The 15,187-nt window shown below is 65.7% G+C and carries 12 protein-coding genes and 1 pseudogene; all 13 read left to right on the top strand.

The features are described 5' to 3' along the window. Positions 1-302: 302 nt before the first annotated feature. The 13 genes and pseudogenes from H0B43_RS34690 to H0B43_RS34630 all read left to right on the top strand — a co-directional run bounded on the left by H0B43_RS34690 (position 303) and on the right by H0B43_RS34630 (position 15,127). Positions 303-1,274: a PDR/VanB family oxidoreductase gene (locus tag H0B43_RS34690; RefSeq protein ID WP_185723834.1), complete on the top strand. Its 972-nt coding sequence runs from the start codon at positions 303-305 to the stop codon at positions 1,272-1,274. A gap of 73 nt (positions 1,275-1,347) precedes the next feature. Further along, positions 1,348-2,670 carry a cytochrome P450 gene (locus tag H0B43_RS34685; protein ID WP_185723835.1) on the top strand — a complete coding sequence of 441 codons (1,323 nt, stop codon included), beginning with the start codon at positions 1,348-1,350 and terminating at the stop codon, positions 2,668-2,670. 133 nt (positions 2,671-2,803) lie between these two features. Further along, positions 2,804-3,565 (top strand): dioxygenase, encoded by a 762-nt coding sequence (locus H0B43_RS34680; protein ID WP_252189650.1) that lies wholly within the window; start codon positions 2,804-2,806, stop codon positions 3,563-3,565. A gap of 17 nt (positions 3,566-3,582) precedes the next feature. Beyond that, positions 3,583-3,888 (top strand): EthD family reductase, encoded by a 306-nt coding sequence (locus H0B43_RS34675; RefSeq protein WP_185723836.1) that lies wholly within the window; start codon positions 3,583-3,585, stop codon positions 3,886-3,888. Positions 3,889-4,165: 277 nt separating this feature from the next. Next, positions 4,166-5,215, top strand: coding sequence for a hypothetical protein (locus H0B43_RS34670; protein ID WP_185723837.1), 1,050 nt, complete (start codon positions 4,166-4,168; stop codon positions 5,213-5,215). A 267-nt stretch (positions 5,216-5,482) separates the two neighbouring features. Continuing rightward, positions 5,483-5,896, top strand: a complete 414-nt coding sequence (locus tag H0B43_RS34665; protein WP_185723838.1) for a hypothetical protein — start codon at positions 5,483-5,485, stop codon at positions 5,894-5,896. Between the two features lie 87 nt (positions 5,897-5,983). Beyond that, positions 5,984-6,436 carry a hypothetical protein gene (locus H0B43_RS34660; protein ID WP_185723839.1) on the top strand — a complete coding sequence of 151 codons (453 nt, stop codon included), beginning with the start codon at positions 5,984-5,986 and terminating at the stop codon, positions 6,434-6,436. A gap of 158 nt (positions 6,437-6,594) precedes the next feature. Further along, positions 6,595-7,172, top strand: a pseudogene (hemQ, locus tag H0B43_RS34655) (hydrogen peroxide-dependent heme synthase). A gap of 209 nt (positions 7,173-7,381) precedes the next feature. Then, positions 7,382-10,915, top strand: coding sequence for a serine/threonine-protein kinase (locus tag H0B43_RS34650; RefSeq protein WP_185723840.1), 3,534 nt, complete (start codon positions 7,382-7,384; stop codon positions 10,913-10,915). Between the two features lie 298 nt (positions 10,916-11,213). Further along, complete coding sequence (locus H0B43_RS34645) at positions 11,214-11,783, top strand: flavin reductase family protein (RefSeq protein WP_185723841.1); 570 nt, start codon at positions 11,214-11,216, stop codon at positions 11,781-11,783. 38 nt (positions 11,784-11,821) lie between these two features. After that, positions 11,822-13,441, top strand: coding sequence for a 4-hydroxyphenylacetate 3-hydroxylase family protein (locus tag H0B43_RS34640; RefSeq protein ID WP_185723842.1), 1,620 nt, complete (start codon positions 11,822-11,824; stop codon positions 13,439-13,441). Positions 13,442-13,776: 335 nt separating this feature from the next. Continuing rightward, the gene (locus tag H0B43_RS34635) at positions 13,777-14,166 is read left to right on the top strand and encodes a 2Fe-2S iron-sulfur cluster-binding protein (protein WP_185723843.1); all 390 of its coding nucleotides are present in this window, start codon (positions 13,777-13,779) and stop codon (positions 14,164-14,166) included. 46 nt (positions 14,167-14,212) lie between these two features. Continuing rightward, a complete protein-coding gene (locus H0B43_RS34630) occupies positions 14,213-15,127 on the top strand; it encodes a catechol 2,3-dioxygenase (protein ID WP_185723844.1) in 915 nt (304 codons plus the stop codon). Positions 15,128-15,187 lie beyond the last annotated feature (60 nt).

The raw sequence follows: 15,187 nt of genomic DNA, 5'->3' as shown, positions 1-15,187 counted from the left end.
CCGCGCGGAACGGCCCTTCAGGGGTTCACGCAATCACCGTTTCACGAATATCCAGCGAACCCATTTGCCCCGCAGAGCATTTCGCAACATACCGCACCCGAAATTCACCGCCGGCACGACGTGTCGAGAAGTGGATAGCGTGCGACGCGTCCCGGATAGCTATGAGCTCGGCCACACCATAGTTTTGTTTGTGAGATCGCACTCGGTCCGCATGCCTTCGGCACGCGGTCTCGCGATCCGACCGACCACCGTGTCCTCATCGCCCGATGATCGCCCCGCTTCCCCGCCCCATGGAGGCTGTTATGTCCCCCGACCACACTGATCCGTCCACCGCGCTCAAACTGGTGGTGGACGAAGTCCGCAAGGAGTGCGACGGCGTGCTCACGCTGAGCTTGATCGACGGCACCGGAAGTACCCTCCCCACCTGGGAAGCCGGCGCCCACATCGATCTGCACTTGGCGAACGGCATGGTGCGGCAGTACTCGCTGCACAACGCGCCCGGCGACAGTTCCCGCTACGAGGTCGCCGTCCTTCGCGATCCGAACAGCCGCGGAGGGTCACAACACATCCACGACGAGGTGACGAAGGGGGCCACGCTCACTGCGTCCCTGCCGCGCAATAACTTCCCACTGAAACCGGCGCAGGAATATCTATTCGTTGCCGCCGGGATCGGCATCACGCCTCTGCTACCGATGATGGCGGCCGCTGCGGAGAAGGGCATCGCCTACCGCTTGGTGTACGCCGGACGTTCACGGCCGAAGATGGCGTTCTTCGAGCAACTCTCCGACGACGACAACGTGCAGATGTGTGTCTCGGACGAGGGCACTCGCTTGAACCTCGACGCCCTGATCGGCGACGACCTCGATCCGAACGTGCACATCTACAGCTGCGGCCCCGAACGGCTTCTGGACGCGCTCACCGCGCGGTGCGCCGATCTGGGGGTGTCCGCACAGCTGCACGTCGAGCACTTCTCCGGCACCGCCGTCGAGCTCGATCCGAGCGTGGAGACCGTTTTCGAGGTGGAGCTGTCCCGGACCGGGAAAACCCTCACCGTCGGGCCCGACCAGACAATTCTGGACGCCCTGCTCGAGTGCGGAATCAAGGCTGCGAACAGTTGCGGCGAGGGAGTGTGCGGCTCCTGCGAGACAACCGTGCTCGAGGGCGAGGTCGACCACCGCGACGCGGTGCTCGACGACGACGAGAAGGCGGAGAACGAGGTGATGATGATCTGCTGCTCGCGGGCCCGCTCACCGCGAATCGTCCTCGACATGTAGCCATCCCGACCATTACCGACATCATGCGGCGCTCAGCCCGATCTGCCGCTACCCAACGTCCAGGAGGATCGACATGACCGAAACCACTCCGGCACCGATTGCCGAAGACATCGTCTCCGGCAAGTGCCCGGTCAGCCACTTCGCCGCCGAGTTCAACCCGTTCGACGAGGACTACCAGCAGGACCCGTACCCCGTCTTCAAGGCCGTCCGGGAACAGGAACCGGTCTTCTACAGCCCCGAGATCGACTACTGGATCGTCAGCCGCTACGAGGACATCATCGAGATCTTCAAGGACACCGAGTCCTACAGCGCGAGCGAGGCGGGTGTCATGATCACCCCGCCGTGCCCCGCGGCGATGGATGTGCTGGCCGAGGCCAACTTCGTCCCGTCGACGATGCTCGTCGACGAGGACGCACCACTGCACCCGAAGCGGCGCAGGGTTTTCCGCAAGGGCCTCAATGACAACAAGGTAGCCGAACTCGAGCCCTACACCCGCCGGTTCGTCTCCCATTGCTTGGACGCGATCGTCAAGAACGGCCGCGCCGACATAGTCGGCGACATGACGTTCTCGGTGCCGGCGCTGACGGCATTCATCCTGATGGGTGTGCCGGAGGCCGAGGTCGAGCGCGTCCGCGGATACGCGGCCCGGTTCGCGCTCTGGCTGTGGGGACGGCCCACCGATGAGCAGCAGGTTGCTCTTGCCGGCGACTATGCCGCCTACCTTCAGTACGCGCGTGAACACGTCGACAAGCTGGCCGAGAATCCGGGTGAGGACTACATGTCCAATGTCATCAAGGCTTGGCAGAAGGACGGCAACGACGAGGTGTGGGACAAGACCTACCTCGCCTCGATCATGCAGAGCCACCTCTATGCCTCGCACGAGACGACGACCAACGCCGCGGCGAGCGGATTCAAGTCGCTGCTAGAGAACCGGTCTCAGTGGGAAGCGATCTGCGAAGATCCGACGCTGATCCCCGGCGCGGTCCACGAGATCCTGCGCTACCAGTCCTCCGTGCCGACGTGGCGACGGATCACGACGCGGCCGGTCCGGCTCGGTGGCTATGACCTTCCGACCGGGTCGCGGGTGATGATGCTGACCGGATCCGCCAACCACGACGACGCGAAGTTCGAGGACGGGGAGAGGTTCGACATCACCCGCGAGAACGCCGACGAGCACCTCGCCTTCGGGTGGGGCGTGCACCTGTGCCTCGGTCAGGGCTTGGCCCGCATGGAAATGCGGGTGATGCTGGAGGAGACCACAAAGCGCCTGCCGCACCTGCGCCTGGTGGAGGACCAGGAATGGACGTATTCACCGAACACCTCGTTCCGCGGCCCCGACCACGTCCGCGTCGAATGGGACCCGAGTCAGAACCCGCTCCCCGCGGACCGCCCCTAGTTTTCCACTTCCCACCGACCCAGTCTCACTTCCGAAACAGAGAGTGACACGGCGGCAGGTGGTGCCGCGTGGATCGCACCTCCTGCGCGGCACCACCGCCCCTCCCCGCCGCCGCTGTCAGCGAGAGCTGAGAATGACTGCTCACACCACCACCTCGACCACCCCGGGTCACACTGCGAACCACCTGATCCGAGAGCGCACCCACCGAATATTGGGTGCGAGTTCCTCACCGGCACGTATCTCGGCACTCGCCCGGGCCGCGGCCGACGCGATCGCCGATGTCCTCCGCCGCCACAATGTCACTGCTGCCGAATTCCGTTCCCTCGAGTCCTGGCTAATCTCGGTCGGCGACAACGGAGAGTGGCCGCTGCTTCTGGACATGTTCGTCGAACGCACCCTCGTCGATCGCGCCCATCCAGACCGCGGCGCCAGCCCGGCCAGCACCGAAGGACCCTACTACCTTCCCGGACAGCCGCATCTGCCGTCGCCGTGCACGCTGCCGATGCGCGACGACGAGGCCGGGACACCGCTGATCCTGACCGTACGAGTGTCGGAGACAGACGGGTCACCGATCGCCTACGCGAACCTCGATATGTGGCAGACCGATGCCAGCGGCCATTACTCGGGCTTCACGCCCGGCGTTCCGGCAGGCAATCTCCGCGGTGTCGTGGTCGCCGACGACCACGGTTGCTTCGAGGTCGAAACCATAGTTCCCTCGCCTTACCGCATTCCGGAGGACGGCGCGGTCGGGGCCCGCAGCCTCCGATGCCTCCGTCGACCGGAGGATCGAACCCGAGCTCGTCCTCGACATGGTGCCGGGCCGGAACGGCACCGTCCATGCCACCTGCAGTTTCGTCCTCGATTCGGTCGAACCCTGAACCGCACGAACGTATAACCCGGAAGGACCCACCGATGCACACCCTCATGGTTCTCTATGGCCAGCCCACCGATCCGGATCAGTTCCGGGAGTACTACCAGAACACCCACCTCTCCATCGCTCACAAGCTGCCGGGGGTGCGCGCGAGCCGCCACAGCGTCAACCTTGCCGCCGCTGAGGGTGAGTCACCGTTCATCGCCGTCTTCGAGGCGGATTTCGACTCCGCCGAAGCGATGGCGGAGGCACTGTCCTCCCCCGAGGGCGCCGAGGCCGTCGCCGACCTACCCAATTTCGCGACCGGTGGTGTCCAGATCGTGCACTTCGCCGCCGTCGTCAGCTGACCTGGCTTAAAGCGCAAATTTCCCGTTCCCGTCGGTGGGTTGCCCTGTCGCCGTGCCGCTCTGGCGCACCCACCCTGCAGTAGGGTCCGCCAAATCTCGGAGGGGATGCGACGACGGACCCGGATGAAGACGTGTGTGCCGCACGGCGCGAGCGCGGCGGTGTCGACCCACCCCAGTTGAGGCGTGCGGCGAAGACACCCCGCGCTCGTAACACGCCCCCAGTCGACGCCGGATCTCCGGTGTTCACCGAATTTCCACAACCCCAAGGAGGCCGGGAATGCCGGCGAGAAGAACCATCGCACTGTCCAGTGTGGCAGTGATAGGCGCAGTACTGTTCCTCTTCCCGCTCGTGACGGGAATGCTCAGCAAGGCGCAGAGCGTGGACACCCTGACCGGTGATCTTCGTGCGAATTTCGAACCGGACGCACTCGCCCAGACACGGGCCGACATGAACACCGTGCAGGCGATGTCCGACCAGCTGCAAACGGAAACGCTTCCCGCGCTCCCGAACGCGCTCGGTATGCCCCCAGAGCAGTTTCAGAGCTTCGTGGGCGAAAACTTCCCCGACGTGGCCAGCGGAATCGGACAGCTCGACACCATCCTCCCGAAGTTCCAGGGGCTCGTGACGGGGCTCGAGACCCAAGCCCCGAACTTCCGCAGCGCCGACCAGATCCCGACCGGCTTCCTGCCGAGCACCACCGTGCCCTACCTCTTCCTGGTCCCCGGTGCAGTCCTGTTCGTCCTCGCCGGTGCCGCGCTGGTCCTCGGACGGGACCGCACCCGGAGCGGAATGTCGCGGATCGCCCTGCTGGTCAGCATCGTCATCGGACTGGTCTTCGTCGTCGCGCCGCTGATCCTGTCGGTACCGGTCAAAACTAAGGCCGTTGACGACCTCACTGCGGCGTTCGGTCCGATCTTCACCGAAGAAGGCGTCGCCGCCGTGCGCTCGGACATGGACGTCATCCAGAAGATGTCCGACCAACTGCAGGCCGAGACCGCCCCCGCGCTCGCCGAAGCGCTGAAGATGGATCCCACCCAGTTCCAGAGTTTCATGGGCCAGAACTTCCCCGATGTCGCGGCCGGCATGGGCCAGCTCAACGACATCCTCCCGCGCTTCCAGGCCCTCGTGGCGGGCATGGAGCGCAACGTCGAGAGCTTCCAGCAGGCAGCCAGCATCCCCACCGCAACACAACCCACGACAACCCTCACCTGGTGGCTCATCATTCCCGGGGTAGCCCTGATCGTGCTCGGCGGGATCGGCATACCGGCTTCGCCGCCCACCGAAGGTCGCCTCACCCCCCGCGAACGGACCCTGCAAGGCGTCTGATCACCAAGGTCGAAACCACTACCCCCAGTAGAAACTCCCACCGAATCATGGTGGCGTCACCGCACCATCACCGACCGGTTTGCCGCGACACCTCTTCGCGTTCGCAGGGGCAAGCGAAGCCCTGACGGTATCTCGGACAGGGTGCAGGTGGCAGTTCGGTGGGCACAAAGAGGTGCCGTGTCCATGGCCGGGTGGACACGGCACCGCCCCAACCGACACAGATTCCACAACCGCACAACCCAGGACCATTCGAAGGAGATCTCGTCCATGACTGACAAGTTGAAGTTCTTTTCCCCGGAATGGTGTGAGGCCGCACGTGAGGTCGTCAACGCCAACGAGGCGGTCTACCGCGGATTCAAGGACCCGGCGTCGTTCACCAACAAGATGGAACTCGCGGTCGTCGGCCGCGAAGACCTCACCGTGCACATCGAATGGAACCAGGGTGAGATCATCTCGTGGACTCCCCGCAAATTCGACGAGGACGACCTGTGGATCGTCCTCAACGGTGGCCTCGAATCGTGGCAGCGGGCCGCCGACGGAGTCGAAGAAGGCGGAAAACTGCTCATGGCAGGCGAACTCGAGTTCGTCAAGGGACCGATGACGGCAGCGATCGAGAACGCCGGAGCCCTCAACAACTTCCTGCGGTCCTGGGGTCGGGTACCGACCGAATGGGCAGTCTGACACCACCACCTCAGCCCGCGCAGGTCGACGGCGCTCCATCGACCTGCGCGGGCACCCCTTCTTCGCAAGCGCCTTGGAAGGCCCACGATGACAACGGTTCACCCCACCACATACACCCTGTCCCTCTACGACGGTGACGACGCGAATGGCGTCGCGAACATCCTGGCGACCCTGCTCGAGCAGAATCTTCACAATCATCCCGAACGACTCGCCCTGGCCCGCACCTTCACCCGGCCGGTCGCGGTGTTCAGCACGGACACCAACGCCGCCGCGACCATCATCTTTCGGGACGACCACGCCACCGTCTGCAACGACTTCGTGAACAACCCCGCCGTCGTCGTGTGGGCGACGGTGGGACAGATCCTCGACGTCTCCCAACTGGAAATGAAAGCAGGCGGGCTGCTGCCTGTCGGCTTCTTCACCCGGCGCGGGCTGGGAGTACTCCGCGACATCGCAACGCACAAATTGGTCGTGCAGGGCCTGCTGACCCATCCGGTGACAGCCCTGCGCATGATCGCCATGCTGTCCGTAGCGAGCTGATCGATCTCCTGCTCCCACGAAGAAACGAGTCTCATGACCATACCCGTGCGCTGCCGGGTCGCGATCGACAACGGCAGTGCCCCCTCCCCCAGGCCGCAGTCCATGCGCTTCTCTCGCGCCTCGACGTCGACGAAGTGAACTCTGAAATCCGCTACCTCATGTTCTCGGTGTTCCAGGTGGAACCCGGGGTTCTCGGGGACGACCGGGAAGCCGTCATCAAGGAGGCGCGGATCTTCTTCGAAGGCCGAGCCGAGAAGGGTGTCGTCGTTCGCGGGCTCTACGACGTCGCCGGATTGCGCGCCGACGCCGACTTCATGATCTGGACGCACTCGGCGAGCATCGAAGCCCTCCAGGCCACGTACGCGGACTTCCGTCGCACCACCGCCCTGGGGCGCGCGAGCAAGCCCGTGTGGAGCAACGTCGCGTGCCACCGCCCCGCCGAATTCAACAAGAGCCACATCCCGGCGTTCCTGGCAGGTGAGGACCCGGGCAACTACATCTGCGTGTACCCGTTCGTCCGCTCCTACGAGTGGTACCTGCTGCCCGACGACGAGCGCCGCAAGATGCTCGCCGACCACGGCATGGCGGCCCGCACCTACAAGGACGTGCGCGCCAACACCATGCCCGCATTCGCGCTCGGCGACTACGAGAGGCCCGGCTGCACGTCCGCGAGGAGGTGCCGTTCTTCACCGGACCCCGCGTCGAGGTGGACACACTGATCACGGCTCTTCCGTGAAGGCGTAGGGGTGCGGGTTCGCTCGGTTCGAACTCCTGTCCACCTGGTATTTCCGACGCGTAGGCTCATCGGCAGGAGGGTCGAGACACACCCGGCTCGGGTGTCCGTCGCCGCACCGCGGCGCGTGGTGAGCGGGCCGGACAAGGACCGTGGCGGCACAGGATGAACCGGATACCTGAAGTTCCTCGCCCGATCAGGGCGTGTTTCCCATGACCGACGAAAGCGCCTCCGATCCTGGTCACGGACTGTTTCCCGCACTCGAAGCTGAACTCGCAGCCGAGGGATTCGAGGAGGTCAGCGAGATCGGGCACGGAGGCTTCGGGGTGGTCTTCCGGTGCCGAGAACCCTCCTTGGACCGGACAGTGGCAGTCAAAGTGCTCAATTCGACCTTCGACGAGGACGGTTACGCCCGATTCCTCCGCGAGCAGCGTGCCATGGGGCAGCTCTCGGGTCATCCGAACATCGTCAACGTGCTGCGCATCGGGGCCACCGCCAGTGGCAGGCAATTCCTCGTCATGCAATACCACGCGCGCGGATCCCTGGAGACGGTCCTTCGGCGCCGTGGGCCGCTCGCGTGGAGCGCCGCCCTCCAAGTCGGGGTGAAGCTCGCCGGTGCCCTCGAAACCGCGCATCGTGCGGGGATCCTTCATCGTGATATCAAACCGGGCAACGTACTGGTGACCGGTTACGGCGAACCGCAGCTGTCGGACTTCGGGATCGCGCGGATCGCAGGCGGATTCGAAACCGACACCGGCACCATCACCGGGTCGCCGGCCTTCACGGCGCCGGAGGTTCTGTCCGGTGATCCCCCCACCGTCGCCTCCGACGTCTATGGGCTCGGAGCGACGTTGTTCTGTCTGCTCACCGGGCACGCGGCCTTCGAACGCCGCTCCGGTGAGCAAATCGTCGCCCAGTTCTTGCGGATCGCCGCGGAGGCGGCTCCGCCGTTGCCCGCAGCCGGGATCCCCGCCGATGTTCGTGCCGCGGTCGAATCCGCCATGGCACGTGCTCCCGGTCGGAGACCGGCGACCGCCGCCGAGTTCGGACATCAGCTCCGCGCGATCGAACGCAGCCACGGTTTGACCGCGGCCGAGATGGCTCTGCCGCGGGACTCGCACCCGGAAGTTCCGGACCGTCCCCCGCGCAGCGACACCGGAACGGCCAATTACGTCCCGACGGAGCTCGGTCGGCGCGCTGGAGTGGAGGGGCCGCCACGGCAGCCGCCCAGCGCCTCCACCAAGTATCGTCCGCCGACTCCGTCCCGGGCCCTCGTCGCGCGCGGGCGGCTCGCCGAGCGGCTGCACGGTGCCGGCCGTCGGCGGTTGATCTTGATTCATGCGCCCGCTGGTTTCGGCAAGAGCACCCTCGCAGCGCAGTGGCAGCACCTGCAGGCCGGCGCAGGTGTCGAGGTGGCCTGGCTGAGCATCGACGCCGATGACAACAATGTCGTGTGGTTTCTGTCCCACCTGATCGAGTCGATTCGTCTGGTCCGACCCGACCTGGCCGAGGAACTCGGTCAGATCCTCGAAGACCATGGCGAGGAGGCCGACCGGTTCGTTCTGACTGCTCTGATCGACGAGATCCACACCAGCAGAGATCCCCTGACCGTCGTCGTCGACGACTGGCACCTGGTCAATGATCCCGCCACCATCGCTGCGATGAGCTTTCTCCTCGACCACGGTTGCCATCACCTCCAAGTCGTGGTCACCAGCCGCAGCCAGTCGGGCCTGCCCCTCGGCCGGATGCGGGTGCGAGACGAACTGGTCGAGATCGACTCGACCGAGCTCCGGTTCGACGAGGAGGAATCCCGGCAGTTCCTGGTCGACGTCGGCGGATTGACCCTCGATCGGCACGCGATCAGTGCGCTGCGGAACTCGACCGAGGGCTGGGTCGCCGCCCTGCAACTGGCCACCCTGTCCTTGCGAGGGCGTGACGATCCGGCAGAGTTCATCGCCCACCTCTCCGGCCGTCACCGGGGGATCGCAGGCTATCTCGCCGAGAACGTGCTGAGCGCGCTCGAACCCGAGATCCTCGACTTCATGCTGGCCACCTCGGTCACCGAACGCCTGTGCGCGGACCTCGCCGAAACCCTGGCCGGCGTGACCGACGGCCAGGGCATGCTCGAGCAGATCGAGGAACGCGATCTGTTCCTGCGGGCGCTCGACGACGACCGCGAATGGTTCCGGTACCACCACCTGTTCGCGGACTTCCTCCGGCGCCGGCTACAACGCGATCAGCCAACCAGAATCGCTGACCTTCATCGCACCGCCTCTCGCTGGTTCGCCGCGAACGAGCTCCTCAGTGAGGCCGTCGACCAGTCGCTGGCCGGGGGAGACCCCGGCCACGCGGCCGAACTCGTCGACTCTCGCGGATTCGCCTTGATCGAACGCTCCCAGATGGCGACGGCTCTCGGGTTGATCGGCAAACTGCCCTCCGACCAGATCGAACGGCGTCCGCGTCTACAGATCGCCGCGGCCTGGGCGCACATCCTGCTCCACCATCGCCCCACCATCGTCGACGGCGCTCTCGACTCCGTTCGGGCCGGGCTGGCCGTGCTGCCCGAGACCGGGACTGCCACCGCGGCCCTGCGTGCCGAGGCGTCGCTCGTCCAGGCAGCCGCGGACCTGTTCCGGGACCGCATCGACGAACTCACCGAGTTGATCTCGGATTGTCTGGCACGGGAGAAGACTCTCCGACCGTTCGCGTTGGCGGGCTCGGCCAACGTAGCTTCCTACGAGGCCATTCATCGCTTCGATTTCGAGGCCGCCATACGGTGGCAGGAGTGGGCCGCCCCGTTCCATGCGCGTACGTCGGGTCCCTTCAGCGTGATCTACGGATACTGCCTGTCCGGGCTGGCCGAGAGCGAACTGCTGAACGTGCAGGAGGCCGAACACTTTTACCGCAAAGCCTATGATCTCGCCCGAGGGTCAGGTGGCCACCGTTCCTACACCACCCGGCTCGCCGGGACGATGCTCGGCGAATCGCTCTACGAGCAAGGGCACCTCGACGACGCCGAGCGCCTTCTCGACGAATGCTCCGAACTCGGATCCGAGGGCGGGGTCGTCGATTTCATGCTTGTCACCTACGGCACCGGCTCCCGGATCAAGGCCCTGCGCGGTGATCTCGCGGCGGCGGCACGTCGCTTGGACGAGGGGACGCGGATCGCCACGTCCCTGTCGCTGCCGCGGTTGGCGGCACGGATCGAGAACGAACGCACGCGGTGGCGGATCGCCCCGGGGCTGTATCCGCCGTCGATGACGATGGTCAGGGACCCGTCCGGCGCCGCGGCGCCGGCAGCGGATCCCGTCAACGGTGTCACCGAGATGACCGCGGAGCTCGACGAAGACTCCGCCATCCGCCGGCTTCTGGTGGGCGAGGATCCCGGCGACGCCGGGCAGGCGCACCGACGGGCCGAGAAACTCGTCGCCAGGGCCGCCGCGTTGCACCGCCCGCGGGCCGCACTCCGCGCGCGCCTGCTGCACGTCGTCACCACCCGCCGAGTGCTCGGTGACCCTGATGCCCTCACCGCGCTGGTCCCCCTTCTCGCGCAGTGTTCCCGCCTCGGGCTGATCCGGCCGGTGTGTGACGAGGGGCCCGCGCTGACCCAGCTCGTGGCCACCCTGGTGGAACGGCACGAGCGCCAGGACTGGGACACCGGCTGGCCGGCGGTTCCGGTGCCGTTCCTGCGTGCCGTTCTGGCCTCCAGCGACGCGACGTCACCGCCCCCGCACGCACCCGACTGACTCACGGGGCGGGGCCGCTACCCCGTCGGCGCCGTGAGACCGGATCCTGGCCGCCAGTCGTCGCCCCGCGCAGGGGGACATCCGTTGAGCAGCCGCCGGATCGCCCGGAGTCGGCGGCGCCGAACTCTTACTCCGGCCACGGAATCCCGCCAGTTTGCGCCCTGGCCGATGTTCGTTGCGCCGAGCGGATCATCCTTCGCTCAGCGGATCGACGGCGTGTGACCCCCGCCATAGCGTGGACCCGTACTCACGAGGCAGGCCGTAACAGGTCGAACGAGAGCGAAGGTGGCCACCCGAGATGGACGCACGCACCCTACGAGACATTTTCGGGCAGTTCGCCAGTGGTGTCACGGTCATCACGTGCCGAAACGCCGACGGATCTCCGCACGGTGCCACTGTGACGGCATTCACGGCCGTCTCCCTCGAGCCCGCCCTGTGCCAGGTGACCCTCACTCGGAAGTCGAAGGCATGCCAATACCTGAGCGACGCGCCGTTCGCCGTGAACATCCTCGGCGCCGAACAGACCGACACGGCCATGCACTTCGCCGGTCGTCCGCAAGTTCCCGGCCCGGTGTGGGCCGATGGACCCACCGCGCCACTGCTGTGCGGGTCGGCAGCGACACTGTCGTGCACGCCGTGGGCGGAATACGACGGGGGCGACCACATCATTTTCATCGGTGAGATCGTCGACGTCACCGTCACCGAGAGTGCGCCGCTGTTGTTCTACCGCAGCAAGTTCCACCACATCGGCGCCGAGCCGGCCGCGGCCGCCTGGAACGGCAGCATGGACGACCCGCACAGCGGCTGGTTCGACGCGACGACCTCATTCACTCCACTGCACGCCAAGACCCCCCTGTCCATCTCCTGAACCCGACCATCACCAACCGCACTTCGAAGGGATTACCGATGACCGTCACCGACCCCGCCACCGACGCGGCCGGAACCGATCCGACGCAGGTCAATCCGGCCGCGGACGCCGCCGCCAACCAGCCCCAGATCTACGCCACCAAACCGATGACCGGCGACGAATACATCGCGTCCATCAGCGACGACCGCGAGATCTGGTTGCACGGCGAGCGAGTCAAGGACCACACCAACCACCCCGCGTTCCGCAACTCGGTGCGCATGATCGCGCGCCTCTACGACAGTCTGCACACCGGCGAGCACATCGACACCCTCACCACACCCACCGACACCGGCAGCGCTGGTGTGACGATGCCGTTCTTCCGGACCGCCAAGACCACCGAAGACGTTCTCGCCGACCGCGACGCGATCGCCACCTGGGCGCGGATGACGTACGGCTGGATGGGCCGCAGCCCCGACTACAAGGCCTCCTTCCTCGGCACCCTGCACGCGAACAAGGAGCTGTACTCCCCGTTCGAGGCCAACGCCGAACGCTGGTACCGCGAATCGCAGGAGAAGGTCCTGTACTGGAACCACGCGATCATCAACCCACCCGTCGACCGGCAACTCCCGCCCGACGAGGTCGGTGACGTGTTTATGAAGGTGGAGAAGGAAACCGACGCCGGTCTGGTCGTCTCCGGCGCCAAGGTCGTCGCCACCGGGTCGGCGATCACCAACTACAACTTCATTGCCCACTACGGGCTGCCGATCAAGAAGAAGGAATTCGCCCTGATCTGCACGGTGCCGATGGGGGCATCTGGGGTGAAGCTGATCTCCCGGGCCTCCTACGCGCAGAACGCGGCGATCACCGGGACCCCGTTCGACTACCCGCTCTCGTCCCGCATGGACGAGAACGACGCCATCCTCGTCTTCGACAAGGTGCTGGTGCCCTGGGAGAACGTCTTCATGTACGGGGCCGTCGACAAGATCAACACCTTCTTCCCCCAGTCCGGGTTCCTGCCCCGCGCCATGCTGCAGGGCTGCACCCGACTCGCGGTCAAACTCGACTTCATCGCCGGCCTGCTCATGAAGGCCCTCGACTGCACCGGCGCCGGCGGCTTCCGCGGCGTCCAGACCCGCGTCGGTGAGGTCATCGGCTGGCGGAACCTGTTCTGGTCACTGACCGAATCGATGGCCCGCGACCCGGAACAGTGGATCGGCGACACCGTCATCCCCAAGCTCGAATACGGCCTCACCTACCGGATGTTCATGATGCAGGGTTACCCCCGGATCAAGGAGATCATCGAACAGGACGTCGCCTCCGGCCTGATCTACCTGCCGTCCTCGGCAGCCGACTTCAAGTCGGCAGAGATCCGCCCGTACCTCGACAAGTACGTGCGCGGCTCCGACGGCATCACCGCCGTCGACCGTGTGAAGGTCATGAAGGCACTGTGGGATTCGATCGGATCCGAGTTCGGCGGCCGACACGAACTGTACGAGCGCAACTACTCCGGAAACCACGAAAACGTCAAGGCCGAGTTGCTGTTCGGTGCGCAGGCGACCGGGGTGGTGTCGTGCATGAGGGGCCTGGCCGAGCAGTTCATGAGCGAGTACGACCTCGACGGCTGGACCGTCCCCGACCTCATCGGCAACGACGACGTCTCCTACTTCGGCCGCACGTAGTACCCACCGAAGCAGCGACCGCTCCCGGTGACAGCCGATTGTAGCCGGGAGCGCGGACGGCGGACGTTTCTCGACAACGACCGGGTCTCGAGCCTCACCCGGGAAGTCCACCACCGACCACCTACGGGATATCCACCACCGCTTCCAGCGAATGACGCGCCCCCATGAGCGACAACGACCCGCCCCCACCGCGATGACATTCGTCTCGACGCAGTACGCACTCGAGGCAGGCGGCGGCTCCGAGGTTCAACCTCGGGGATGGTCGAGCGTGACGACACGTGCCACGGACGCCGTCCTCGTCGCTGGGGCAGACGACACGGCAGAGCGGAGGAGCCATGACTGACACCCCCCTCGTTCACGCCGGAGATCCTCCACCTCCGGCGGGCGAGTACCAGGTCACCGTGCTTCCCGATGGGATACGCATCCGCGTTCGTTCAGACGAGTCGATCGTCGATGCGCTGCGCCGCCAGGGGTACCGGTCCCGGTACAAGTGCCGGCGAGGCGGATGCGGAGCCTGCCGAGCCACGCTCGTCGACGGGGATGTCGACTACCACACTCCGGTGAGTGCCTCGGTCGTCAACGGCCCCGACCGAAAGCCCGGCGAACAAAAGTGCCTTCCCTGCCGGGCCGTTCCTCAATCAGACGTGACCATCGAACTCGGGGAACGGGACCGCCTCGTCTATGTCCTCGCAGGGTTCGGGCGGTCCCGACAACGCACCACGTAGATCGTGGCAGCGACGAACTCACCTCACACCACAGGAAGGGACCACCATGTCCGTGTTGCGACTGGGCAATGTCCACATCAACGTCACCGACCTCACCGAGGCCAAGAACCACTACATCAACACCCTCGGAATGGACGCTGTCCACGAGGAGGACGGCACCGTCTACCTCAAGTCCTGGGACGAGGCCGACCACCACTCGGTCGTCCTCAACGAAGGCGGGGTCGGACTGATCAAACTCGGCTACAAGGTCTCCGATGTCGACTCCCTCGCCGAGATCGAAACCCGGGTACGCGCGTTCGGGGCAACCTGCGAACGGATGAGCAAGGGCGACAACCAATCCGTCGGCGACGGCCTGCGCGTGACCCTGCCGTCCGAACACATCCTCGAGCTCTACAGCGACATCGAGTACGTCGGCACCGCCACCGGAGTGTGGAACCCGGACCCGTGGCCGCGCGGCGGAACCCGGGGCATCGGCGTACCGCGCCTCGACCACACCCTCATCACCACAGAAGACCCCACCCTGCTCGAACGCTTCTTCTCCGAAGCCCTCGACTTCCAGGCCGCCGAACGCCTCGTCGGCGGCGAGAACAACAACGAACTCGTCGGGTCGTGGATGTTCTGCGGCGAGCAACCCCACGACATCGCGTTCGTCCAGGGCGAGAACGGCAAACTGCACCACTTCGCCTATCACATCGCCGACTGGTCGGCGCTGCTCCATGCCGGCGACGTCTTCTCCATGGAGGACGTGCCCATCGACTTCGGTCCTGCCCGCCACGGCATCACCCGCGGGGAAACGATCTACTTCTTCGATCCCGCCGGCAACCGCAACGAAGTGTTCTCCGGCGGATACCGCACCGGCAAGGATTTCCGCACCATCACCTGGACCATGGATCAGGCCGCCCGCGGCATCAACTTCACCCACCGGGAACTGGACCAGAACTTCCTCACCGTCGTCACCTAAGACACGGGCAGGTATCGGCAGCCGCACCCCGAACACCCGCGACCGCAAGTCCGCAACGAT

The sequence above is a fragment of the Rhodococcus sp. 4CII genome, assembly GCF_014256275.1.
Classification (GTDB): domain Bacteria; phylum Actinomycetota; class Actinomycetes; order Mycobacteriales; family Mycobacteriaceae; genus Rhodococcus_F; species Rhodococcus_F wratislaviensis_A.
Note: the sequence above shows the minus strand (reverse complement) of the source record. Positions and strands in the feature narration are given on the sequence as shown.

Coding starts and splice junctions, on each gene's coding strand:
- H0B43_RS34665 (WP_185723838.1), top strand. CDS start 5,483: ATGACTGACAAGTTGAAGTTCTTTTCCCCGGAATGGTGTGAGGCCGCA.
- H0B43_RS34680 (WP_252189650.1), top strand. CDS start 2,804: ATGACTGCTCACACCACCACCTCGACCACCCCGGGTCACACTGCGAAC.
- H0B43_RS34685 (WP_185723835.1), top strand. CDS start 1,348: ATGACCGAAACCACTCCGGCACCGATTGCCGAAGACATCGTCTCCGGC.
- H0B43_RS34675 (WP_185723836.1), top strand. CDS start 3,583: ATGCACACCCTCATGGTTCTCTATGGCCAGCCCACCGATCCGGATCAG.
- H0B43_RS34690 (WP_185723834.1), top strand. CDS start 303: ATGTCCCCCGACCACACTGATCCGTCCACCGCGCTCAAACTGGTGGTG.
- H0B43_RS34660 (WP_185723839.1), top strand. CDS start 5,984: ATGACAACGGTTCACCCCACCACATACACCCTGTCCCTCTACGACGGT.
- H0B43_RS34640 (WP_185723842.1), top strand. CDS start 11,822: ATGACCGTCACCGACCCCGCCACCGACGCGGCCGGAACCGATCCGACG.
- H0B43_RS34670 (WP_185723837.1), top strand. CDS start 4,166: ATGCCGGCGAGAAGAACCATCGCACTGTCCAGTGTGGCAGTGATAGGC.
- H0B43_RS34630 (WP_185723844.1), top strand. CDS start 14,213: ATGTCCGTGTTGCGACTGGGCAATGTCCACATCAACGTCACCGACCTC.
- H0B43_RS34650 (WP_185723840.1), top strand. CDS start 7,382: ATGACCGACGAAAGCGCCTCCGATCCTGGTCACGGACTGTTTCCCGCA.
- H0B43_RS34635 (WP_185723843.1), top strand. CDS start 13,777: ATGACTGACACCCCCCTCGTTCACGCCGGAGATCCTCCACCTCCGGCG.
- H0B43_RS34645 (WP_185723841.1), top strand. CDS start 11,214: ATGGACGCACGCACCCTACGAGACATTTTCGGGCAGTTCGCCAGTGGT.